General features: G+C 70.8%; 19 protein-coding genes. 10 read left to right on the top strand and 9 right to left on the bottom strand.

The window, feature by feature from the left end; all coding sequences use genetic code 11:
- Window positions 1–48 precede the first annotated feature (48 nt).
- Together ACFYXF_RS23110 and ACFYXF_RS23105 are read right to left on the bottom strand one after the other, a co-directional pair.
- A complete protein-coding gene (locus ACFYXF_RS23110; protein WP_389351852.1) occupies window positions 49–537 on the bottom strand; it encodes a nitroreductase family deazaflavin-dependent oxidoreductase in 489 nt (162 codons plus the stop codon).
- Window positions 537–1832 carry an acyl-CoA dehydrogenase family protein gene (locus tag ACFYXF_RS23105; RefSeq protein WP_389351991.1) on the bottom strand — a complete coding sequence of 432 codons (1296 nt, stop codon included), beginning with the start codon at window positions 1830–1832 and terminating at the stop codon, window positions 537–539. Before ACFYXF_RS23105 ends, ACFYXF_RS23110 begins: the two co-directional genes overlap by 1 nt.
- Before the next feature lie 123 nt (window positions 1833–1955).
- On the opposite strand from ACFYXF_RS23105, the gene ACFYXF_RS23100 reads away from it, so the two are divergent.
- Window positions 1956–3131 (top strand): acetyl-CoA acetyltransferase, encoded by a 1176-nt coding sequence (locus ACFYXF_RS23100; protein WP_389351850.1) that lies wholly within the window; start codon window positions 1956–1958, stop codon window positions 3129–3131.
- Between the two features lie 14 nt (window positions 3132–3145).
- Here the strand turns inward: ACFYXF_RS23100 and ACFYXF_RS23095 are convergent, their stop codons facing one another.
- On the bottom strand, window positions 3146–4345 hold the full coding sequence (locus tag ACFYXF_RS23095; protein WP_389351848.1) for an esterase-like activity of phytase family protein: 1200 nt from the start codon (window positions 4343–4345) through the stop codon (window positions 3146–3148).
- A gap of 69 nt (window positions 4346–4414) precedes the next feature.
- Window positions 4415–4927 (bottom strand): cysteine hydrolase family protein, encoded by a 513-nt coding sequence (locus tag ACFYXF_RS23090; RefSeq protein WP_389351846.1) that lies wholly within the window; start codon window positions 4925–4927, stop codon window positions 4415–4417.
- Window positions 4928–5056: 129 nt separating this feature from the next.
- Here ACFYXF_RS23090 and ACFYXF_RS23085 point away from each other — a divergent pair, with 129 nt between their 5' ends.
- On the top strand, window positions 5057–5629 hold the full coding sequence (locus ACFYXF_RS23085) for a TetR/AcrR family transcriptional regulator (protein ID WP_389351844.1): 573 nt from the start codon (window positions 5057–5059) through the stop codon (window positions 5627–5629).
- A gap of 123 nt (window positions 5630–5752) precedes the next feature.
- On the opposite strand, the gene ACFYXF_RS23080 is transcribed toward ACFYXF_RS23085, so the two are convergent.
- Window positions 5753–6163, bottom strand: coding sequence for a Fur family transcriptional regulator (locus tag ACFYXF_RS23080; RefSeq protein ID WP_235480054.1), 411 nt, complete (start codon window positions 6161–6163; stop codon window positions 5753–5755).
- A 307-nt stretch (window positions 6164–6470) separates the two neighbouring features.
- On the opposite strand from ACFYXF_RS23080, the gene katG reads away from it, so the two are divergent.
- Both katG and ACFYXF_RS23070 read left to right on the top strand, forming a co-directional pair.
- On the top strand, window positions 6471–8693 hold the full coding sequence (gene katG, locus ACFYXF_RS23075; protein WP_389351842.1) for a catalase/peroxidase HPI: 2223 nt from the start codon (window positions 6471–6473) through the stop codon (window positions 8691–8693).
- An 86-nt stretch (window positions 8694–8779) separates the two neighbouring features.
- The gene (locus ACFYXF_RS23070; protein WP_389351840.1) at window positions 8780–9487 is read left to right on the top strand and encodes a pyridoxal 5'-phosphate synthase; all 708 of its coding nucleotides are present in this window, start codon (window positions 8780–8782) and stop codon (window positions 9485–9487) included.
- Here the strand turns inward: ACFYXF_RS23070 and ACFYXF_RS23065 are convergent.
- Window positions 9465–10094 (bottom strand): GNAT family N-acetyltransferase, encoded by a 630-nt coding sequence (locus ACFYXF_RS23065; RefSeq protein ID WP_389351838.1) that lies wholly within the window; start codon window positions 10092–10094, stop codon window positions 9465–9467. The two genes, ACFYXF_RS23070 and ACFYXF_RS23065, sit on opposite strands and share 23 nt — an antisense overlap.
- A gap of 4 nt (window positions 10095–10098) precedes the next feature.
- Window positions 10099–10527: a Zn-ribbon domain-containing OB-fold protein gene (locus tag ACFYXF_RS23060; protein WP_389351836.1), complete on the bottom strand. Its 429-nt coding sequence runs from the start codon at window positions 10525–10527 to the stop codon at window positions 10099–10101.
- Between the two features lie 187 nt (window positions 10528–10714).
- On the opposite strand from ACFYXF_RS23060, the gene ACFYXF_RS23055 reads away from it, so the two are divergent.
- The 5 genes from ACFYXF_RS23055 to ACFYXF_RS23035 all read left to right on the top strand — a co-directional run bounded on the left by ACFYXF_RS23055 (window position 10715) and on the right by ACFYXF_RS23035 (window position 16744).
- The gene (locus tag ACFYXF_RS23055; protein ID WP_389351834.1) at window positions 10715–11893 is read left to right on the top strand and encodes a flavin-containing monooxygenase; all 1179 of its coding nucleotides are present in this window, start codon (window positions 10715–10717) and stop codon (window positions 11891–11893) included.
- A gap of 135 nt (window positions 11894–12028) precedes the next feature.
- Window positions 12029–14290 (top strand): acetate--CoA ligase family protein, encoded by a 2262-nt coding sequence (locus tag ACFYXF_RS23050; protein ID WP_389351832.1) that lies wholly within the window; start codon window positions 12029–12031, stop codon window positions 14288–14290.
- Window positions 14291–14318: 28 nt separating this feature from the next.
- Window positions 14319–15143 (top strand): enoyl-CoA hydratase/isomerase family protein, encoded by an 825-nt coding sequence (locus tag ACFYXF_RS23045; RefSeq protein WP_389351830.1) that lies wholly within the window; start codon window positions 14319–14321, stop codon window positions 15141–15143.
- 50 nt (window positions 15144–15193) lie between these two features.
- Window positions 15194–15856, top strand: a complete 663-nt coding sequence (locus ACFYXF_RS23040) for a flavin reductase family protein (protein WP_389351828.1) — start codon at window positions 15194–15196, stop codon at window positions 15854–15856.
- A 141-nt stretch (window positions 15857–15997) separates the two neighbouring features.
- A complete protein-coding gene (locus tag ACFYXF_RS23035; RefSeq protein WP_389351826.1) occupies window positions 15998–16744 on the top strand; it encodes a nucleotidyltransferase domain-containing protein in 747 nt (248 codons plus the stop codon).
- 33 nt (window positions 16745–16777) lie between these two features.
- Here ACFYXF_RS23035 and ACFYXF_RS23030 read toward each other — a convergent pair whose 3' ends face one another.
- Window positions 16778–18130, bottom strand: coding sequence for an MFS transporter (locus ACFYXF_RS23030; RefSeq protein ID WP_389351824.1), 1353 nt, complete (start codon window positions 18128–18130; stop codon window positions 16778–16780).
- 71 nt (window positions 18131–18201) lie between these two features.
- Between ACFYXF_RS23030 and ACFYXF_RS23025 the strand changes: the two genes are divergently transcribed.
- On the top strand, window positions 18202–19287 hold the full coding sequence (locus tag ACFYXF_RS23025; RefSeq protein ID WP_389351822.1) for a GlxA family transcriptional regulator: 1086 nt from the start codon (window positions 18202–18204) through the stop codon (window positions 19285–19287).
- Here the strand turns inward: ACFYXF_RS23025 and ACFYXF_RS23020 are convergent.
- A complete protein-coding gene (locus ACFYXF_RS23020) occupies window positions 19168–20490 on the bottom strand; it encodes an MFS transporter (RefSeq protein ID WP_389351820.1) in 1323 nt (440 codons plus the stop codon). The genes ACFYXF_RS23025 and ACFYXF_RS23020 overlap by 120 nt on opposite strands.
- Window positions 20491–20495 lie beyond the last annotated feature (5 nt).

Below are 20495 nucleotides of genomic sequence, written 5' to 3'. Positions count from 1 at the left end.
CCGGTGGACCACCGCCTGTCGCGCATCTCCGGTCGTGGGTACGGGGGTTCAGCGCCGTACGATCCGGAAGATCCGTATCTCCCGCTCGACCCGCGCCTGATAGGTCGCGTACGGCGGCCAGAACGCGAGCAGTGCCTTCCAGGCGGCGGCGCGTTCCTCACCGGCCAGCAGTTGGGCCCTGACCGGGATGTCCTCCCCTTTCCAGCTGACCTCGGCGTCGGGGTGGGCGAGGAGGTTGGCGGTCCAGGCGGGGTGGCCGGTACGGCCGAAGTTGGACCCGATGAGCAGCCAGCTCTCGCCTCCGTCGGCTTCCGGCATGCAGGCGAGCGGGGTGCGTCGGGGCAGGCCGCTCTTCGCCCCGCGCACGGTGAGCACGACGCCGGGCAGCAGCTGGGCGCTGAGCAGCACCTTGCCCCTGGTCAGGCGGTGGACGGCTCGGTCGAGGGCGGGGACGACGTGCGGGGCGATCCGAGCGAAGGCGGGGGCCGAGGAGATCCTCTGGACCGCCTTCACGACTCTTGCCGCTGTCACTGGCATCAGACCGCCACCTCTCCCGCGTCGGACTCGTCGAAGAGCCGTGCGGCTTCTGCCGCGTGCGCGCGGAGTCGGTGCGTCGGGCCGAACAGCAGCTCGTCGCCTGCGGCGCGCTTGAAGTACAGCTGGGCCTCGTGTTCCCAGGTGAAGCCGATGCCGCCGTGGAGTTGGATGCCCTCGGCGGCGGCGGTGCGGAGGGAGTCGATCGCCTGGGCGAGAGCGAGGGCGCCTACTCGCTCCCCCTCGCGGGCGGTTGCCCAGGCGGCGTAATAGGCGGCTGAGCGGGCTGCCTGGACCTGGACGTAGACGTCGGCGAGGCGGTGCTTCACGGCTTGGAAGGAGCCGATCGCTCGCCCGAACTGCTCGCGCTTCAGGGCGTGTTCGACAGTCAGTTCCAGGATGCGGGCGGCTGCGCCGACTGCCTCTGCGGCGAGGACTGCGGCCGCCGTGTCTCCGACTCGGGCGAATGGCTCCGCCGGATGGGCAGTTCTTTTCCCGCGGGCCGGTGGGGGCTGGTCGCGCAGTTCCCCGCGCCCCTGAAGGGGCGCGTCTGCGTGGGCGCTCGGAGAGCCGGGGACGTCGGCCTCCTCCCCCAGCAACTCTGCTGCTACGTCCCGTAGTTCAAGGCGCCCTCGTGGCCTGGTGGGGTCCAGGGAGGTCTGGCGGGTGCGGACCAGGCCAGGGGCGTTGCCTTGGGCCAGGAAGAGGAGGGTTCGGGAGCGGGCGTAGCCGCCTGTGTGGGCCGGGATCAGGAGGAGGTCGGCGCTGTGGGCGTCCAGGACCTGGGTCACCTGGCCGTACAGGCGCCAGCCGTCCGGGCGTTGGGTTGCCTGGACGCCGCCCGCACGGCCGCCGCCCGCCCAGTCTCCGCGCGGCTCGCCGGTCAGGGAGAGGACCGTGGACAGGGCGGTGCCGGGGATCGCGAGGGCTGCGGTCAGGGTGCCGGAGGCCATGCGCGGGAGGAGGTCGGCGCGTTGGGCCTCGGTGCCCAGGGCGGTGATCAGGGGCGCTGTCAGTACGGCGGTCGCGAGGAGGGGAGAAGGGGCCAGGGCGCGACCCAACTCCTCCGCCGCCAAGGCCAGTTCCGTCGTCGTGGTGCCGTCGACGCCGCCGTGGGTCTCGGGCAGGGCCAGGCCGGGCAGGCCCAGGTGCTCGGCCAGGGCGGTCCACAGGGCGGGGTCGTACCCGGCCGGGGTGTCTACGGCGGCCCGTACGTCACCGGGTGAGCAGCGCTTGCGGAGCAGCTCGCGGAGGGTACGGCGGATGTGGTCCTGCTCGGGGGTGAAACGGGCGTCCATGACCAGTCCCCCTGGTTCGTTCTCCCGCATGCTTCCTGATGTCTGACGGTCCGTCATATTAGGGCGGACGCCCTCTGCCGCACAGAGCCAGAGCTGATATACCGTCAGATTCATGGTGACTCGATGGTGAGCCGGAAGGTCGCGATCGTCGGGGTGGCCCTGTCGGACTGCGGCCGGGTGGACGACGTAACCCCGTACGCACTGCACGCACAGGCGGCCCGGCGGGCGCTGGCGGACTCGGGGCTCGGCCGGGAGGTGGTGGACGGTTTCGCGTCCGCCGGGCTCGGCACGCTGGCCCCCGCCGAGGTCGCCGAATACCTTGGCCTGCGCCCCACTTGGGTGGATTCCACTTCCGTCGGCGGTTCGACCTGGGAGGTCATGGCGGCGCACGCGGCGGACGCGATAGCCGCCGGTCACGCCAACGCCGTGCTGCTGGTGTACGGGTCGACGGCCCGCGCGGATGTGAAAGCCGGCCGACGGACGGGGAACCTCTCCTTCGGTGCGCGCGGGCCCTTGCAGTTCGAGGTCCCGTACGGCCACACGCTGATCGCCAAGTACGCGATGGCCGCCCGCCGCCATATGCACCAATACGGCACGACCATCGAGCAGTTGGCGTCGGTCGCGGTCCAGGCGAGGGCCAACGCGGCGCTGAACCCGGAGGCGATGTTCCGGACGCCGATCACGGTCGACGAGGTGCTCGACGGCCCGATGATCGCGGACCCCTTCACCAAGCTGCACTGCTGTCTGCGCTCCGACGGGGGCGCGGCGGTGCTGCTGGTGGCGGAGGAGTATGTGCGGGACTGCCGTACGCGGCCGGTGTGGGTCCTCGGCACCGGCGAGCACGTCTCGCACGTCAGCATGTCGGAGTGGGACGACTTCACGGTGTCCCCGGCTGCGGTGAGCGGGCGGATCGCCTTCGAGCGGGCGGGAGTTGGGCCCGAGGAGATGGACTTCGCGGAGATCTATGACGCGTTCACCTATATGACGCTGGTGACGCTGGAGGATCTCGGGTTCTGCGGGAAGGGCGAGGGCGGCCCGTTCGTCGAGGCCGCGAAGGGGCGGCTGAAGGTGGCGGGCGGTGAGCTGCCGGTCAACACGGACGGGGGCGGACTGTCGGCCCAACACCCGGGAATGCGGGGGCTGTTCCTGCTCGTGGAGGCCGTACGCCAGTTGCGGGGGGACGTGGGCGAGACGCGGCAAGTACGCGCCGGGGACGGACAGTTGCCGCGCCTCGCGGTGGCGTCCGGGACGGGCGGATGGTTCTGCTCGTCGGGGACGGTGGTGCTGGCAGCCGACTAGTCGGCTGCCGCCTGTCAGACGAACGCGCGCCAGTCCGCGTGGAGTCGGTCGGAGAGGCGGATGGTGATGAACTCGTCGTTGTCCGCCTTGCCCGCCGTACGGCCGGACGAGAAGGGGAAGTTGTTGTCGTTCAGGACGGCGAGGGTGCGGTCGTCGAGCAGGACGACGTCCTCGATCGTCTGGAACGGGAAGGTGAACGTCTCGTCGAAGCCGCCGAGCTTCTTCGGGTTCGCGATGTCCATCAGGTCGGCGACGAGCGTCTTGTCCATCAGGCCGTCGCCGTTGCGGTCCCGGTTGTCGGCGAGGTAGATCCGCTTGAACTTGGCGGTGGCGCCCTGGCCGCCGTCCCGCTCGATGATCAGGAAGCGGTGCTGGTCGACGGCGATGGCGTCGCCGATCGCGTTGGCCGGCGATTCCAGGCGGTAGGTCCAGTGCGTGCCGGTGTACTCCCGCTTCCGCAGATCGAACTCGTTGAGGCGCAGGTCACCGGGGGTGTCGCCGGTGACGGTGCCTTCGAGGAGCGGGTAGAGGTGCCGTCCGTCGACACCCCGGACCATGCCCTCGAAGCCCTTGCTGCCGCCGAGGGTGGGCGTCTCGCCGTTCAGGTAGGGGTTCTCGGGGGCCTTGACGCCCGCCAGCGAGACGGGCGCGTCGAGCAGTCGCCCCTTCTTGTCGAAGTGCAGCAGGAACGGCCCGAACTCGTCGCCGAGCCAGTACGTGCCGTCGTACGCCTTCACGATCGACTCGACGTCGAAGTCGGCGCCGGTGAGGATCCGGTCGGCGCGGGTGAGGGCGAACGGGACGCGGTGGTACGGGTCGCTGAGGTTGAAGCCGCCGAGGACGGTGACCTTCCCGGTGCGGGTGTCCGGCTTGACGTGGTGGACGCGCAGCAGGAAGTCGGCGCTGTTCGCCTTTCCGCCGTAGCCGTTGTCGGACAGCACGTCGTACGTGCCGTCGTGCCGGTTGACGATGCCGCTGAAGCCCTGGACGGGCTGGGCCGCGAAGGGGGCGGCGATGCCGTTGAACGGGCCCGCGCCGATGGCGGACCCGGACGGCTCGCTGTTCGGGACGAAGGTCTCGGCGGGGAGGGAGGCGAAGCCGGTGAGGGTGGCCTGGCCGTACGTCGCGGGCGTTCTCGCGCCCTCGGCGGAGGCGGGCGCCGCGAGCCCGGCGGTCAGCGCGGCGGCGCTGAGCATGATCAGAAGTCGTCTCATGGCCCGCACGGTAGGGACACCTGATGACGCGCGGCCCAACGGCAAGCGACGTTCCGGCCAGCTACGCGCTCAGGGGCGCAGTTCGGGGATCTCGTCCGTCGCCAGGACATCGGCGACGCGCCACAGCCCGATCCAGCTCTTCGGGGCGACCGACTCGTCGAGCAGTACGGCGTTGACCTGCGGGTCGGGGTCGTCGCAGGCGTCGGCGACGACGGTGACCCTGAGGCCGGTGTCGACCGCCCACCTGGTCGTGGACAGCACGGTCCCGGAGGTGGCGACACCCGCGACGACGATCCGCCCGACCCCGGCGGCATCCAGCCGTTCACGGAGATCGGTGGTGGCGAAGGCGCTGAAGCTGGTCTTGGTCAGCACGGTCTCGCCCTCGGCGGGGGCCAGAAGCGGGTGGATCTGCTCCTGCATGCCCTGCGGGACGACGTAGAAGACGGGCAGTCCGGCCGTACGGGCGGCGGCGAGGGCGCGTGCGGCGCGCTCGGCGACGGAGGGGTCGTGACTGAAGTTGTCGACGATGTACGTGACGTAGTCGAGGGCGAGGAACGCGGTGCCGGTGGCGGGGGTGGCCATGGGGTTCTCCTTGCTGGCGGGAACGGGGCTAAAATCGGAGAGCACGCCCCGGTTAGCTGCCCACACCGTACCGGAGACCTCGCCCCGCTTAAAGGGCGTACGAGAATTCACGACGAGGGAGACCCGTAGATGCCGCCAGAGAACCGGCCCCTGCGTGCCGACGCCCGCCGCAACCGGGACCGGCTGCTGGAGGTGGCACGGGAGGCGTTCGCGGCCGAGGGGCTCTCGGTCTCACTGGACGAGATCGCGCGCCGGGCGGGCGTAGGGCCGGGCACGCTGTACCGCCACTTCCCCACGAAGGAGGGCCTGTTCGAGGCGGTGGTCCATGAGCGGCTCGACCCGCTCCTCGCCGAGGCCAAGGCCCTGCGCGACGCGGACGACCCGGGCGCGGCACTCTTCACGGTCCTGGACCGGCTGGTGACGGACGCGGTGACGAAGGCGGATCTGATCGACGCGATCGCCCACGCGGGCGCCGAGGTCCAGGCAACGGTCGACGCGACCTCAGCCGACCTCCACCGCACACTCGGCCACCTGCTGACCCGAGCCCAGTCGGCAGGCACGATCCGCACCGACATCACCATCACGGACCTGATGGCCCTCGTTTCGGGCATCCTGCTGGCCCTACGCCACCGGGCGAACGCGGGCGCGAACCCGAGACTGGCACTGGCGGTCCTGTGCGACGGACTACGGGCGGGGGCGTGACCGGGTCCGACGACGGTGGCGGGGGTTCACCAGTGCTCTTGATGGGGCCGCAGGCCCCCACAGGGGCGCGGGGAACTGCGCGACCAGCCACAACGCCGCCGCGGCCGGCCCCCGACAGAAGACCTACGAACAGGCCCCGCACAGCCCCCGGTAAGTCACCTCAACCTGAGACACGGTGAAGCCGAAGCGTTCCTCCGCCGGCAGGTCCGCCAAGGGATTCCCCGTGGGATGGACGTCCCGGATCATCCCGCAGTTGGAGCAGATCAGATGCTGATGAGGATGGTGCGCGTTCGGGTCGTACCGCTTCGCCCGCCCATCCGTGGCCACCTCTATGACCTCCCCCAGGGACACCAATTCCCCCAGGGTGTTGTAGACGGTCGCCCGAGAAATCTCGGGCAACCGCTGAGCCGCACGCGCGTGCACCTCGTCAGCCGTCAGATGGACGTGCTCGCCGTCGAGGACCTCCGCAACGACACGCCGCTGGGAAGTCATCCGCCAGCCGCGTCCACGCAGTCGCTCCAGCAGGTCGCTCATATCGTTCACCTATTCAGGTTCGGTGGAATACACGGATTTTACCAGTGGACGTCCGGGTTCCGATAGGATATGGATTTGTCACACTTCTTGACTTGGACCTTGTCCATTGTAGGATCGCTTACGGCGATGGCCAAGGGAGCCAAGGGACAGGAAGAGACTCCAGTGCGGCACCAGTGCGGCAGGAGACAGCAGCGACGTGACGGCGTGTGTGACCTCCTCCACGTGCCCGACCGTCCCCCCACCCCCCAGTTCCTGAGCACGCAGTTCGTCAGCACCACCGAGATCTGCCCCGTCCGGAAGGATTCCCATGTCTGAGAACCATGACGCGATCGTCACCGACGCGAAAACCGAGGGCACGGGTGGCTGCCCGGTCGCGCACACCCGCGCCCCGCACCCGACCCAGGGCGGCGGCAACCGCCAGTGGTGGCCCGAGTCGCTCAACCTGAAGATCCTCGCGAAGAACCCGGCCGTCTCGAACCCGCTGGGCGAGGAGTTCGACTACGCCGCCGCCTTCCAGACCCTCGACCTCCCCGCCGTGAAGCAGGACATCGCGGCGGTGCTGACGGACTCCAAGGACTGGTGGCCGGCCGACTTCGGGCACTACGGCCCGTTCATGATCCGGATGGCCTGGCACAGCGCGGGCACCTACCGCATCAGCGACGGCCGCGGTGGCGGCGGCGCCGGTCAGCAGCGCTTCGCCCCCCTGAACAGCTGGCCGGACAACGGCAACCTCGACAAGGCCCGCCGTCTGCTGTGGCCGGTCAAGAAGAAGTACGGCCAGAACCTCTCCTGGGCCGACCTCATGATCCTCGCGGGCAACGTGGCCCTGGAGTCGATGGGCTTCGAGACCTTCGGCTTCGGCGGCGGCCGCGCGGACGTCTGGGAGCCCGACGAGGACGTGTACTGGGGTCCCGAGAAGGTCTGGCTCGACGACGAGCGCTACACCGGCGACCGTGAGCTGGAGGAGCCCCTCGGCGCCGTCCAGATGGGCCTCATCTACGTCAACCCCGAGGGCCCCAACGGCAACCCGGACCCGCTCGCCGCGGCCCGCGACATCCGCGAGACGTTCCGCCGTATGGCGATGAACGACGAGGAGACCGTCGCCCTCATCGCCGGTGGCCACACCTTCGGCAAGACCCACGGCGCGGGCCCGGCGGACGCCGTCGGCCCCGACCCCGAGGCCGCGCCGATCGAGCAGCAGGGCTTCGGCTGGAAGAGCACGTACGCCTCCGGCAAGGCCGGCGACGCGATCACCAGTGGCCTGGAGGTCACCTGGACCGCCACGCCGACCCAGTGGAGCAACGGGTTCTTCAAGAACCTCTTCGAGTACGAGTACGAGCTGACGCAGAGCCCGGCCGGAGCCAACCAGTGGGTGGCGAAGAACGCCGAGGCGATCATCCCCGATGCGCACGACGCGTCGAAGTCGAAGCTCCCGACGATGCTCACGACCGACCTGTCGCTGCGCTTCGACCCGGCGTACGCGGAGATCTCCCGTCGCTTCTACGAGAACCCGGACCAGTTCGCGGACGCCTTCGCCCGCGCCTGGTTCAAGCTGACCCACCGTGACCTGGGCCCGGTCGTCCGCTACCTCGGCCCCGAGGTCCCGTCCGAGACGCTGCTCTGGCAGGACCCGCTGCCCGAGGTCACGCACGAGCTGGTCGACGCCGCCGACATCTCCGCCCTCAAGGCGCAGATCCTCGCCACCGGCCTCACGGTCTCCCAGCTGGTCTCCGTCACCTGGGCCGCCACGTCCTCCTTCCGCGGCAGCGACAAGCGCGGCGGCGCCAACGGTGCCCGGATCCGCCTCCAGCCGCAGGCCGGCTGGGAGGTCAACCAGCCGGACGAGCTCGCCACGGTGCTGCGCGCCCTGGAAGGTGTCCAGGAGGCCTTCAACGCCGGCCAGTCCGGCGGCAAGCAGATCTCGATCGCCGACGTGATCGTCCTCGCGGGTGCCGCGGGCGTCGAGAAGGCGGCCAAGGACGCCGGCTTCGACATCGAGGTCCCCTTCACGCCGGGCCGCGCGGACGCGACGCAGGAGCAGACGGACGTCGAGTCCTTCGCCGCTCTGGAGCCGACCGCCGACGGGTTCCGCAACTACCTCGGCAAGGGCAACCGCCTACCCGCCGAGTACCTGCTGCTCGACAAGGCCAACCTGCTCAACCTGAGCGCCCCCGAGCTGACCGTCCTCGTCGGCGGCCTGCGCGTCCTCGGCGCGAACTACCAGGGCTCCTCCCACGGTGTCTTCACCGACACCCCCGGCAAGCTGACGAACGACTTCTTCGTCAACCTGCTGGAGCTGGGCACCGAGTGGACGGCCACGTCCGAGGACCAGAACACCTTCGAGGGCCGCGACGAGTCCGGCCAGGTCAAGTGGACCGGCACCCGTGCCGACCTGGTCTTCGGCTCCAACTCGGAGCTGCGCGCGGTCGCGGAGGTCTACGGCAGCGACGACGCCAAGGAGAAGTTCGTCAAGGACTTCGTCAAGGCGTGGGTCAAGGTCTCGAACGCGGACCGCTTCGACCTCGTCTGATCCACAGCACAGCCGAGTACTGACGTCCGGGTCGGCCCTCACGGGTCGGCCCGGACGTTTTTCGTGAATAGCCGATACTCGTCCCCATGTCACCGCGCCCGGAACCGGATCTTCCCGACCTCCACGACCTCCACGAGCTGCTCAGAACCCTGCGAGTGTGGTCCCCCGAGGTCACGACCCTGCCCGACTTCGACCCGTCGACGGCCCCCGCCGAACCCCTCCCCCTCTTCACCACCTGGTTCGCGGAGGCGGTGGCGGCCGGTCAGCCGGAGCCGCACACCATGTCCCTGGCGACATCGGACGCGGACGGCCTGCCCGACGTACGGACCGTGATGCTGCACGGCGCGGACGCCGACGGCTGGTCCTTCGCCTCGCACTCCGGGAGCGCCAAGGGCCGACAGCTGGCGGCACGCCCGTACGCGGCGCTCCACTTCTACTGGCCGACGCTGGGCCGCCAGATCCGGCTGCGGGGGCCCGTGGAGTCCGCCCCCTCCTCCGAAGCCCAGGCCGACCTGCACGCCCGCTCGACGGGAGCACTGGCCGCCGCGCTGACCGGCCGCCAGAGTGAAGTGCTGGGCTCGCTGGCCGAGTTGGCGAGTGTGTCGCAGGCCGCCTGGGAACGGGCACAGCGCGAACCGGACGCCCCCTCCCCGACCTGGACCCTGTACCGACTGCGCCCGGACGAGGCCGAGTTCTTCCAGGGCGAGGCCCAGCGACGGCACGTACGGCTCAAGTACCGCCGTACGGAGGCGAATTCGAAGACGGGTTGGCTCAGGGAGCTGCTGTGGCCGTAGGCAGGGCGGCTTCCGGGTCCTGGGCGATGCGCCCGTGCAGATGCACATCCCGGAACACGTCCTGCCGCCCCTCCTCGAACATCGCGCCCCGCAGGGTCCCCTCGTACCGGAATCCGCAGTGTTCGGCGACGCGGCAGGAGGCGTCGTGGCCGAGGGCGTGGCCGAGTTCCAGGCGGTTGAGGCCGAGGGTGTCGAAGGCCCAGCGGGTGCCGAGGGCGAGGGCACGGGTGGCGACGCGCCTGCCGCGGGCCTCGGGGAGGACCCAGTAGCCGACGCGGGCGAGGCGGATGAAGGGGTCGATGTCGTTGACGCCCAGGTGGCCGAGTATCGCGCCGCTGACGGCGTCCGTGACACAGAAGGACACCCGGGTGCCGTCGGCCGCGGTCCCGGAACGGGTGCCGAGGGAGTCCCGGGCGCTGTCGAGGTCGGTGACCGGCTTCATGGGGGTGTTCCAGCGCCTGAAGTCCGGGTCGGTCAGCCCGCGCAGCCACGCGTCGACGTCGGGGTCGGAGTCCGCGCGCCACTGCCGCAGCCGCAGTCCGTGACCGAGCAGTTCGGGAAACTCGGGGATGGAGCGGGTGAGGGACCACTCATGGATATGGGCCATCACCCTATTGAAGCCGCACGGCTGTACGACTCCCACCCCGGGGACGGAACACGGGCACCCCCTCCCGAAAAGCGACCTCCAGCCCCATCCCGACCCGCAACTCACCTCCGGTGGCGTCCACCACCTCGGTCATCATGCGGGGCCCCTCGTCGAGATCGACGACGGCGGCGACGTACGGCGTCCGCTCCCCGAAGGGCGGCAGATCATTGCGATGGACGACGGACCAGGTGTAGAGCGTGGCCAGCCCACTCGCACCCTCCCACCCCACGTCCTCGCTCCAGCAGAACGGGCAGAACTCCCGGGGGTAGTGATGCGCCCGCCCACACCCACCACACCGCCGCACGAGCAGCCGCCCGTCGGCAGCCGCGTCCCAGTAGATGCGCGTGAAGGCGTCGACGTCGGGGATGTCGTATCGGTCCGTGCTCGTGCCCACTGCGGCCCCCTGTACAACTGCCTTGATCTGACGGTACGTCAGGTCAAGTATGACGTCACCGCACTCACACAACCAGGCCCCCTACGCCACTCGACCCACCCACTCCTCCCGCAGTCGTGATCAATCCGCAACCAATTCCGAGCTTGACCGAGACCCAACAAGTGATCAGGTGAATACGCTCAGGCACATGACCGACTCCTCGACAGCGCCTTCGACCTCGACTTCTACGCCTCCCGTGTACGTCATCGGCGGCGGGCCCGGTGGTCTCGCCGTCGCGTACGCGCTGCGGGCCCAGGGGGTGCGGGCCGTGGTGCTGGAGCGGGGGGAGCGGGTCGGGACGTCCTGGCGGCGGCACTACGACCGGCTGCATCTGCACACCACCCGGCGGCTGTCCTCGCTGCCGGGCCTGCCGATGCCGCGTTCCTTCGGGCGATGGGTGTCGCGGGACGACGTCGTGCGCTACCTGGACAAGTACGCCGAGTACCACGAGCTGGAGGTCGTCACCGGCGTCGAGGTGTCCCGGGTCGAGCGGACCGCCGACGGCACCGGCTGGCTGCTGCACGCCACCGGCGGGCGCGAGCTGACCGGCAGCGCGGTCGTCATCGCCACCGGGACCAACCACACACCCCGGATTCCCGACTGGCCCGGGCGCGACGCCTACCGCGGCGAACTGCTGCACGCCGCCCAGTACCGCAACCCCGCGCCCTACGCCGGCCGCGACATCCTCGTCGTCGGCATCGGCAACACCGGCGCCGAGATCGCCGTCGACCTGATCGAGGGCGGGGCCTCCCGGGTGCGGCTGTCGGTCCGTACGGCTCCGCACATCGTGCGGCGGTCCACGGCCGGCTGGGCGGCCCAGTTCACGGGCATCCTCGTACGACGGCTGCCGGTACGCCTCGTAGACAAGCTCGCCGGCCCGATGGCCAAGGTGAGCGTCCCCGACCTGTCCGCCCACGGCCTGCCCCGCCCGGACACCGGCCTGTACTCGCGCGTCACCGCCGGCTCGATCCCGGTCCAGGACGTCGGCCTCATCGACGCCGTGCGCAAGGGGCGGGTCCAGATCGTCGCCGCGGTGGAGGGCTTCGAGGACGGCAAGGTCGTCCTCGCCGACGGCGAGCACCTCGAACCGGACGCCGTCATCGCCGCCACCGGTTACCTCCGCGGCCTGGAAGGCCTCGTCGGCCACCTCGACGTACTCGACACCCGCGGCAAGCCGGTCGTCCACGGCCCGCACTCCCCGAAGAACGCGCCAGGGCTCTTCTTCACCGGCTACACCAACCCCATCAGCGGCATGTTCCGGGAAATGGCGATCGACGCGGCACGCATCGCGAAGGCGGTGGCACGGCAGGCCGCCGTACGCGGCTGACCGAGCCCGGCCGCCCGCCTCACCGCCGGGGCCTTTCCACAGCTTCTGTGTGCACAGCGGTTCCTGACACAGTGTCAGTTCAGTAACCTGACACTGCGTCAGTTAATTGGCTGTCACACAGGAGCGGGCGGACCGATGCTTGGATCAACCCACGGCACCCTCACCACCGACTCCCGCCGGGCCCGGGTCATCGCCTGCGGCGAGCAGCCCTCGCCGGTCGTGCACGGCAGGCCCGCCGATGTCGACGATCTCGACGTCGGCGGCCGGCCGCTGTACGCCGGCGTGCCCGATCTCGACCGCTTCTTCCGGCCCGAGTCCCTGGCGGTGGTCGGTGCCTCGGACGCCGAGGGGCGGCCGAACACCGGTATCACCCGACAGTTGCTGGCGTGGGCCGAGCGGGTCGGTGCCCGGCTGCACCCGGTGCACCCGACCCGCGAGGCCGTCTTCGGCATACCCTGCTTCCCTTCCGTCGCCGACCTGCCCGAGCAGGTCGATCTCGCCGTGCTCCTGGTCGCCGATCCCCTTCCCGTGGTCGAGCAACTCGCCGAGGCCAAGGTGAAGTTCGCCGTCGCCTTCGCCTCGGGGTTCGCGGAGACGGGCGAGGCGGGCGCGGAGGCACAGGCCCGGCTGACAGCCGCCGTACGCCGCTCCGGTCTCCGGCTCCTCGGTCCGAACACCAACCTCAACGCCTTCGAGCACTTCCGCGAGGACCTCGACGGCCCGGCGATCGCCCTGATCACCCAGTCCGGCCACCAGGGCCGCCCCGTCTTCGCCCTCCAGGAACTCGGCATCCGCCTCTCGCACTGGGCCCCCACCGGCAACGAGGCCGATCTGGAGACCGCCGACTTCATCTCGTACTTCTCCGAACAGCCCGAGGTGGGCGCCATCGCCTGCTACGTCGAGGGCCTGAAGGACGGCCGCTCCTTTCTCCTGGCCGCCGACCGGGCCGCCCGGCGCGGAGTCCCGGTCGTCGCCGTCAAGGTGGGCCGCACCGAGACCGGCGCCCGCACCGCCGCCTCCCACACCGGCAAACTGACCGGCGCCGACACGGTGGTGGACGCGGCGATGCGGCAGTACGGAGTGATCCGCGTCGACGGACTCGACCAACTCCAGGACACGTCAGCCCTGTTGGCCCGCGCCCGCCGCCCGCTCGCCGACGGGGTCGCCGTCTATTCGATCTCTGGCGGCACGGGCGCGCACTTCGCGGACCTGGCGACCGAGGCGGGGCTGCACCTCCCGCAGCTGTCCACCGCCAAGCAGGCCGAACTCCACGAGTGGATACCCGACTACCTGAACGTGGCCAACCCCGTCGACAGCGGCGGGCATCCGGTCGGCGACTGGCGCGGCCGGAAGATCATCGACGCGATCCTCGCCGACCCCGAGGTGGGGGTCCTGGTCTGTCCGATCACCGGCCCCTTCCCCCCGATGAGCGACAAGCTCGCGCGCGACCTCGTGGAGGCGGCCGAGCAGACGGACAAGCTGGTGTGCGTGATCTGGGGGTCGCCGGTCGGCACGGAGTCGGCGTACCGCGAGACCCTGCTCGGCTCCTCCCGCGTGGCCACCTTCCGCACCTTCGCGAACTGTGTGACGGCGGTCCGGGCCCACCTCGACCACGCCCGCTTCACCGCCTCCTACCGCTCCCCCTTCGACGAGGCCCCGCGCACCCCGTCCCCGAGTTTCCGCAAGGCGCGGGCGCTGATGCGACCGGGCGAGACACTGAGCGAACACGCGGCCAAACTGCTCCTGCGCGCGTACGGAATCCGCGTACCGCGCGAGCAGTTGGTGACCAGCGCGGCGGCGGCCGTCCGGGCGGCGGGGCTGGTGGGCTACCCGGTGGTGATGAAGGCGTCGGGCGGCCAGATCGCCCACAAGACGGAACTCGGCCTGGTGAAGATCGGGCTGACCTCGGCCAGCCAGGTCCGCGACGCCTACCGCGAGCTGACCGACATCGCCCGCTACGAGGACGTGGCCCTGGACGGCGTACTCGTGTGCCAGATGGTCGAGCGGGGCGTCGAGATGGTCGTCGGCGTCACGCACGACGACCTGTTCGGCCCGACGGTGACGGTAGGACTCGGCGGTGTCCTCGTCGAGGTCCTGCGGGACACCGCCGTACGCGTGCCGCCCTTCGGCGAGGAGCAGGCGCGGGACATGCTGACCGAGCTGCGCGGGCGGGCCCTGCTGGACGGGGTCCGGGGGCGCCCCCCGGCCGACCTGGACGCGCTCGTCGAGGTCGTGATGCGGGTGCAGCGCATGGCCCTGGAACTCGGGGACGAGCTGGCGGAGCTGGACATCAACCCGCTGATGGTGCTGCCCAGGGGGCAGGGCGCGGTGGCGCTGGACGCGCTCGCGGTGTGCGGCCCGGGACCGGACGGGGACTCCGACCAGCCACTGCCCTAGCCACCGTAGAAAACGGAGCAGCACCCCCATGACTTCCTCCCCCGAAAAATCCGTTGAGCCCGTTGAGTCATTGGTACTGCACGCCACTGACAATCAGGTCTCGTGGATCACCCTCAACCGCCCCGAAACCCTCAACGCCATCACCCCTGACCAGCGAGAACGCCTGATCCAACTTTTCTCGGACGCCTCCGCCGACCCCACCGTACGAGCGGTCGTCCTCACGGGCACGGGCAGGGGTTTCTGCACGGGCGCGGACCTGCGAGGCGGGGGTCAGTCCACCGGCGAACGGATCGCAGGTGACGTGGCCCGGGTCATCCGCCAGGGCGCCCAGCGCCTGATCTCGGCGGTCCTGGACTGCGAGAAGCCGGTGATCGCGGCGGTGAACGGCACGGCGGCCGGCCTGGGCGCCCACCTGGCGCTCGCCTGCGACTTGGTTCTAGCCACCGAACAGGCCCGTTTCATAGAGGTGTTCGTACGCCGGGCCCTGGTCCCCGACGGCGGCGGCGCATACCTCCTCCCCCGCCTGATCGGCCCCCAGCGTGCGAAGGAGCTGATGTTCTTCGGCGACGCGCTGACCGCCCCGGACGCGGAACGTCTGGGCCTGGTCAACCGGGTCGTACCGGCGGAGGACCTCCACAAGACGGCCCGCGAATGGGCGGAACGCCTGGCCACGGGCCCGACCCGCACCCTCGCCCTCACCAAGCAGCTGATCAACGCCTCCCTCGACAGCGACCGCACGTCGGCCTTCGCCGCCGAGGCCACCGCCCAGGAGATCAACATGACGACGGCGGACGCGACGGAAGGCGTCGCAAGCTTCGTGGAACGCCGAACCCCTCGCTACAACGGCAGCTGACTCCCCTACAGGGCTTCACTTCTGACGATCCGTCAGTTCCAATGGAACGTATGTTGGGACAAGCGGGAATGGCGGCGGCTGCCGTCCGTTATCTCAGATCGGCCGGCGCACCCACGGTCGCGGCCCCCGTCGAAGCGCTGCCCCGGCCGAACTTACGGGCCGTCGGCGACGACGAGCGGGCGCCGGTCGCACCGGCCGAATTCCGGCGCGTACTGGGCAACTTCGCGACCGGCGTCACCGTCATCACCGCCCCGCCCGCCGAAGGCGAGACCGCCCCCGCCGGCTTCGCCTGCCAGTCCTTCGCCGCCCTCTCCCTCGACCCGCCCCTCGTCGTCTTCATGGTCGGCCGTACGTCGAGGACGTGGCCGCTGATCGCCCGCGCGGGCGTCTTCTGCGTCAACGTACTGGGCGCCGGGCAGGGCGAGTTGTGCCGCGGTTTCGCGCGGAGCGGCACGGACAAGTTCGCGGGCGTCGACCACGAGCCGACGCCCGTCTCCGGCTCCCCCCGCCTCGCGGGCGCCGCCGCCTGGGTCGACTGCACGATCCAGGCGGTGCATACGGGCGGCGATCACTTGATCGTCGTGGGGCGAGTGGAGTCGCTGGGGACGGGCGACGACGAGGACCCCCCGCTGCTGTTCCATCGCGGGCGGTTCACCCGACTCGAGGACGACCAGGACGCCCTCAGGCAGCCGCCAACCTCCACAGCGACGTGACTCCCGCGGCGCTGGCCGCGCGCAGGGGGTCGGTGCGGTTCCGCGCCCGGGTATGACACGGTCGGGTACCGATCCGGTCGACCATTCCGTGGGCAGGAAAACCCGGTCGCGGTCGATCAAGGACCCTGGAACCATTTCGCCATGAGCACGGAACCCGTCGACCAAGCGCGACGTCTCGCCCAGGGGCTCTTCCCCGATGCGCTCGCCGTGATCCTCGCCGGGTCGACGGCTGCCGGGCGGGCCACTCCCCGCAGTGACTTGGACATAGCGGTCCTCGTCGAGGACGGTGGCGAGACCTGTCGGGAGACGATTCGGTTCGAGGGACGTGTCGTGGAGCTCTTCGTCCACACCCGTGCCGGTCTCATGGAGCTCTTCGCGGCGGACGTCGCCGCACGTCGTGCGGTCCTGATGAGCATGTACGCCGCCGGGATCGTCCTGGTCGACACGAATGGTGAGGCCGAGCGTGCGCGTGCCCTGGCCGAAGCGAACCTCCGAAAGGGGCCGCCGGCACTGGAACCGGGGACGGTCGAGACGAAGCGGTACGGGCTGACGGACGCCCTGGACGATCTCGCTGACGCGGGAGACCGCATCGAGCGGCTGGCAGTGGCCGGGTTCGTTCTCGACACAGCGGCCGACCTGCTCTGCGACCACCACCACGCCTGGATCGGTCGCGGGAAGTGGTTGCCGCGACGCCTTCTGGAGGCAGACGCGGAGCGTGGGGCCGCCCTGCTGGAAGGGCACCTGCACCTGTGCGAGTCGGGAGACCCCGAGCGCCTGATCGACGCGGCCATGGAGATCCTCGACCTGGTCGGCGGGCCTCTCCGAGAGGGCTACCGCCGGACCTGGCATGGCGTCATTGAATCGGTTGCCGCTGCTCCCGGGCGTTGACGGGGTGTCACGGTCCCCCGCCGCCGGAATCCCTCAGGCCAAGGCCCCCACCACCCCGCCCACCGGCCGCCGCCGTATAACCAACGCCATCAACGCCGCAGCCGCACACAACGCCCCCGACGCATACCAGACAACGTCGTACGACCCGAAGACATCCCGCGCCATGCCACCCAGGAAGGCCACAAACGCCGCCCCCACCTGATGCGAAGCGAGCACCCAGCCGAAGACGATCGCGCTGTCGTCGCCGTAGTGCTCGCGGCACAGGGCGATCGTGGGCGGGACCGTGGCGACCCAGTCGAGGCCGTAGAAGACGATGAAGAAGATCATCGGCGGGTGGATCGAGGGTGCCAGCAGCATCGGGAGGAAGAGGAGCGAGACCCCTCGCAGCGCGTAGTACACCGCCAGCAGTCGACGCGGTTCGTAGCGGTCGGTGAACCAGCCGGAGGCTATCGTGCCGACCACGTCGAAGACCCCGATGACCGCCAGGAGCGAGGCGGCTGCCGTTATCGGCATGCCGTGGTCGTGGGCCGCCGGTACGAAGTGGGTCTGGATCAGGCCGTTCGTCGAGGCTCCGCAGATCGCGAAGGTGCCTGCCAGGAGCCAGAACGGGCCCGTGCGCATCGCCGAGAAGAGAACCTTCACCGTGCGGCGCGCCGCGCCTTGTACGGGGGCCGGCTTCGGTACGAACTCCCGCGCCCCGTACGGCTTCAGGCCCACGTCCGCCGGGTGGTCGCGCAGCAGCAGCCAGACGAAGGGGATGACCGTCAGGGCGGCCAGGGACACCGTGACCGCCGCCGGGCGCCAGTCGTACGTCTCGATGATCCACGACAGCAGCGGCAGGAAGATCAGCTGGCCCGAGGCAGAGGCGGCCGTGAGGATGCCCGTCACCAGGCCCCGGCGCTCCGTGAACCAGCGGTTGGTGACCGTCGCCGCGAAGGCCAGCGCCATCGAACCGCTGCCCAGGCCCACCAACAGGCCCCAGCACAGCATCAGTTGCCAGGCCGCCGTCATCCACACGGTCAGGCCCGAGCCCAGCGCGATGACCGCGAGGGCCACCGCCACGACCCGCCGGATGCCGAACCTGTCCATCAGCGCGGCGGCGAACGGCGCCGTCAGCCCGTACAGCGCCAGGTTGATGGAGACGGCGGCGCCGATCGTGCCGCGCGACCAGTCGAACTCGTCGTGCAACGGGTCGATGAGCAGGCCGGGCAGGGAACGGAAGGCGGCGGCACCGATGATCGTCACGAACGCCACGGCGGCGACGAACCACGCCCGGTGGATGCGGGGGCGAGGCCCCAGGCCCGGCTTCCGGAGATCACTGGCGGCAGCAGCGGTACCGGAGGCATCAGCAGTACCGGCGGCGTCGGATGTCTCTGTCGTCGTCACGCCGTCAAGCTTCCGACCTGCGAACTCCCCGAACGAGTGGCCGGAGAGACAGCATTCGCTAGGATCGGGCCATGGCCATCACCCCCACCCGTCCTCAAGCCTCCACCCGCCCACAAGGGCACGCGGACTTCCGCCCCCACCGCGTCGTAGTCCTCGCCCTCGACGGTCTGCTCCCCTTCGAGCTGGGCATCCCGCACCGCATCTTCGGCCGCCCCAAGGACGCCCGGGGCCGGCATCTGTACGAGGTCGTGACCTGCTCGATCCGCCCGCCGGGCCCGGTCGAGACCGACGCCGACTTCGCCATCCAGGTCGCCCACGGCCCGGAGGCCCTGGCCACCGCCGACACGGTGATCGTCCCGGCGTCATACCAGCTCGGCCCGGTCTTCGAGGAGGGCGTGCTGACCGACGAACTGGCCGCCGCCGTCGCCCACATCCGGCCCGGCACCCGGCTCGCCTCCATCTGCACCGGCGTGTACGTCCTCGCCGCCGCCGGACATCTCGACGGCCGCCCGGCCACCACGCACTGGGCCGACGCCGAGCACTTCCAGCGGACCTTCCCGAAGGTCGAGGTCGACGCGGACGTCCTGTTCATCGACGACGGCGACGTGCTGACCTCTGCCGGTGTCGCGGCGGGGCTCGACCTGTGCCTGCACATGGTGCGCCGCGACCACGGCGCCGCCGTCGCCAACGAGGTGGCCCGCCGTACGGTCGTACCGCCGCACCGGGACGGCGGGCAGGCCCAGTACATCCAACGCCCGGTACCGGCACCCCAGTTGGCGACCACGACCGGCGCCCGCGCCTGGGCCCTGGGCCGGCTCCACGAACCGCTCCAGCTGCGCGACATGGCCGAGCAGGAGTCGATGTCGGTACGGACGTTCACGCGCCGGTTCCGTGAGGAGGTCGGCGTCAGCCCCGGCCAGTGGCTCACCCAGCAGCGCGTGGAACGGGCCCGGCATCTCCTGGAGTCCACCGACCTGTCCGTCGACCAGGTGGCCCGGGACGCGGGCTTCGGCACGGCCCAGTCGATGCGGCAGCACCTACAGGCGATCCTCGGCGTCACGCCGACCGCGTATCGCCGTACCTTCCGGTCCGGGGGTACCTTCCCGTCCGGGGGCGTGGGGGCGGGCGGGAGCGACCGGATCGGCGCCATGCGCTGAGCCCGGCGCCGAGTCCCGCGCCGAACGGTCACCAGAACGTATCTCGCCCCACCATCCGACCCCCGTCAGCACCAGCGTCAGGGCCACGCCGGCCAGGACGGCCGTGGACGGTGCCGTCACCTGGAGCAGGGCGCCCGCGAGCGAACCCGCCGCCGCGTAACCCGCGCTGGCGGCCGCGTACATGACCGAGTAGCCCGCGGCCAGCGCACTGGCCGGAAGCACCTCGCGCAGGGACAGATTGCGGGTGACCAGCGCGCCCGACTGGAGCATGCCGCCCACGGCCAGCGCTACGGCGATCCCGGCCGTGTCCGGTATCAGCGCGGCGGCGGTCACACAGACCGACATGCCGCCGATCAGCACCACGCTTCGGGTCCGCAGCCGTCCCGGCCAGGCCCGGACGCCGTAGAGGAAGGCGCCCAGTCCCGCGCCCACCGCCAGTCCGGTCAGGATCGGGCCGGACCAGCCGACGCCGATGCCGCGCTGTTCGAGCAGCGCGGGCAGGACGAGTTCGGCCAGGCCGAGCAGGGTGAGCCCGGCCGCACCCGTGACGTACACCGGCCAGGCGGCGACCAGCAGCCCGAGCAGCGAAGGGCCCCTCCTCCCCGTCCCCTCCGTCCGGTGCTCGTCGGGTACCGCCCAGCCCGCCGGAAGCAGCCACAGGCCCACGATCGACGACGCCATCAGCGCGGCGGCGAGGAGCAGCGGGACGCGCGGCGCCACGCCCAGCGCGAGGCCGGTGACGGCGGCCGGGGAGACGGCCCATATACCGGAGTTCAGCATGGACTCGGTGGACAGTGCCTGCGTCACGGCACGCGCCGGGACCAGGGTCGTGAGCATCGCGCGCAGCCCGCCGGCGACCGCGGCCGGAGCCCCACCGGCCAGGAACGCGAACGCGGCGAGGGTCACGGGATGCGCCCCCGGCAGCACTCCGAGCCCCACGAATCCGGCGGTCCCGGCCGCGAGTGCCGCAGCCAGCTGAGGACGGGCCCGGTCGGGACGCAGCCGCAGGCCGACGACCGGAGCGCCGATCATCTCCCCGATCACGAACGCGGCGGCGAGCGCGGCGCCCAGGGCATAGCCACCCGGGCGTTCGCGCACCAGGAACACCAGGGCCAGCGGAGCCATGGCCACCGGCACCCGAGCACCCACGGAGGTGCAGGCCCAGATCAGGACCTGCTTCGAGGCGACGTCGCGATAGCTCATGGGCC

This window comes from Streptomyces sp. NPDC002680 (assembly GCF_042889145.1).
Classification (GTDB): Bacteria; Actinomycetota; Actinomycetes; order Streptomycetales; family Streptomycetaceae; genus Streptomyces; species Streptomyces adonidis.
This window is presented reverse-complemented; position numbering and strand designations above follow the sequence as displayed.

What these genes read in the sequence shown, in the direction of transcription:
- ACFYXF_RS23035 (WP_389351826.1), top strand. Translation starts at nt 15,998, where the DNA reads ATGAGCACGGAACCCGTCGACCAAGCGCGACGTCTCGCCCAGGGGCTC.
- ACFYXF_RS23055 (WP_389351834.1), top strand. Translation starts at nt 10,715, where the DNA reads ATGACCGACTCCTCGACAGCGCCTTCGACCTCGACTTCTACGCCTCCC.
- ACFYXF_RS23025 (WP_389351822.1), top strand. Translation starts at nt 18,202, where the DNA reads ATGGCCATCACCCCCACCCGTCCTCAAGCCTCCACCCGCCCACAAGGG.
- ACFYXF_RS23050 (WP_389351832.1), top strand. Translation starts at nt 12,029, where the DNA reads ATGCTTGGATCAACCCACGGCACCCTCACCACCGACTCCCGCCGGGCC.
- ACFYXF_RS23110 (WP_389351852.1), bottom strand. Translation starts at nt 537, where the DNA reads ATGCCAGTGACAGCGGCAAGAGTCGTGAAGGCGGTCCAGAGGATCTCC.
- ACFYXF_RS23080 (WP_235480054.1), bottom strand. Translation starts at nt 6,163, where the DNA reads ATGAGCGACCTGCTGGAGCGACTGCGTGGACGCGGCTGGCGGATGACT.
- ACFYXF_RS23065 (WP_389351838.1), bottom strand. Translation starts at nt 10,094, where the DNA reads ATGGCCCATATCCATGAGTGGTCCCTCACCCGCTCCATCCCCGAGTTT.
- katG (WP_389351842.1), top strand. Translation starts at nt 6,471, where the DNA reads ATGTCTGAGAACCATGACGCGATCGTCACCGACGCGAAAACCGAGGGC.
- ACFYXF_RS23085 (WP_389351844.1), top strand. Translation starts at nt 5,057, where the DNA reads ATGCCGCCAGAGAACCGGCCCCTGCGTGCCGACGCCCGCCGCAACCGG.
- ACFYXF_RS23100 (WP_389351850.1), top strand. Translation starts at nt 1,956, where the DNA reads ATGGTGAGCCGGAAGGTCGCGATCGTCGGGGTGGCCCTGTCGGACTGC.
- ACFYXF_RS23090 (WP_389351846.1), bottom strand. Translation starts at nt 4,927, where the DNA reads ATGGCCACCCCCGCCACCGGCACCGCGTTCCTCGCCCTCGACTACGTC.
- ACFYXF_RS23045 (WP_389351830.1), top strand. Translation starts at nt 14,319, where the DNA reads ATGACTTCCTCCCCCGAAAAATCCGTTGAGCCCGTTGAGTCATTGGTA.
- ACFYXF_RS23040 (WP_389351828.1), top strand. Translation starts at nt 15,194, where the DNA reads ATGTTGGGACAAGCGGGAATGGCGGCGGCTGCCGTCCGTTATCTCAGA.
- ACFYXF_RS23020 (WP_389351820.1), bottom strand. Translation starts at nt 20,490, where the DNA reads ATGAGCTATCGCGACGTCGCCTCGAAGCAGGTCCTGATCTGGGCCTGC.
- ACFYXF_RS23070 (WP_389351840.1), top strand. Translation starts at nt 8,780, where the DNA reads ATGTCACCGCGCCCGGAACCGGATCTTCCCGACCTCCACGACCTCCAC.
- ACFYXF_RS23095 (WP_389351848.1), bottom strand. Translation starts at nt 4,345, where the DNA reads ATGAGACGACTTCTGATCATGCTCAGCGCCGCCGCGCTGACCGCCGGG.
- ACFYXF_RS23105 (WP_389351991.1), bottom strand. Translation starts at nt 1,832, where the DNA reads ATGGACGCCCGTTTCACCCCCGAGCAGGACCACATCCGCCGTACCCTC.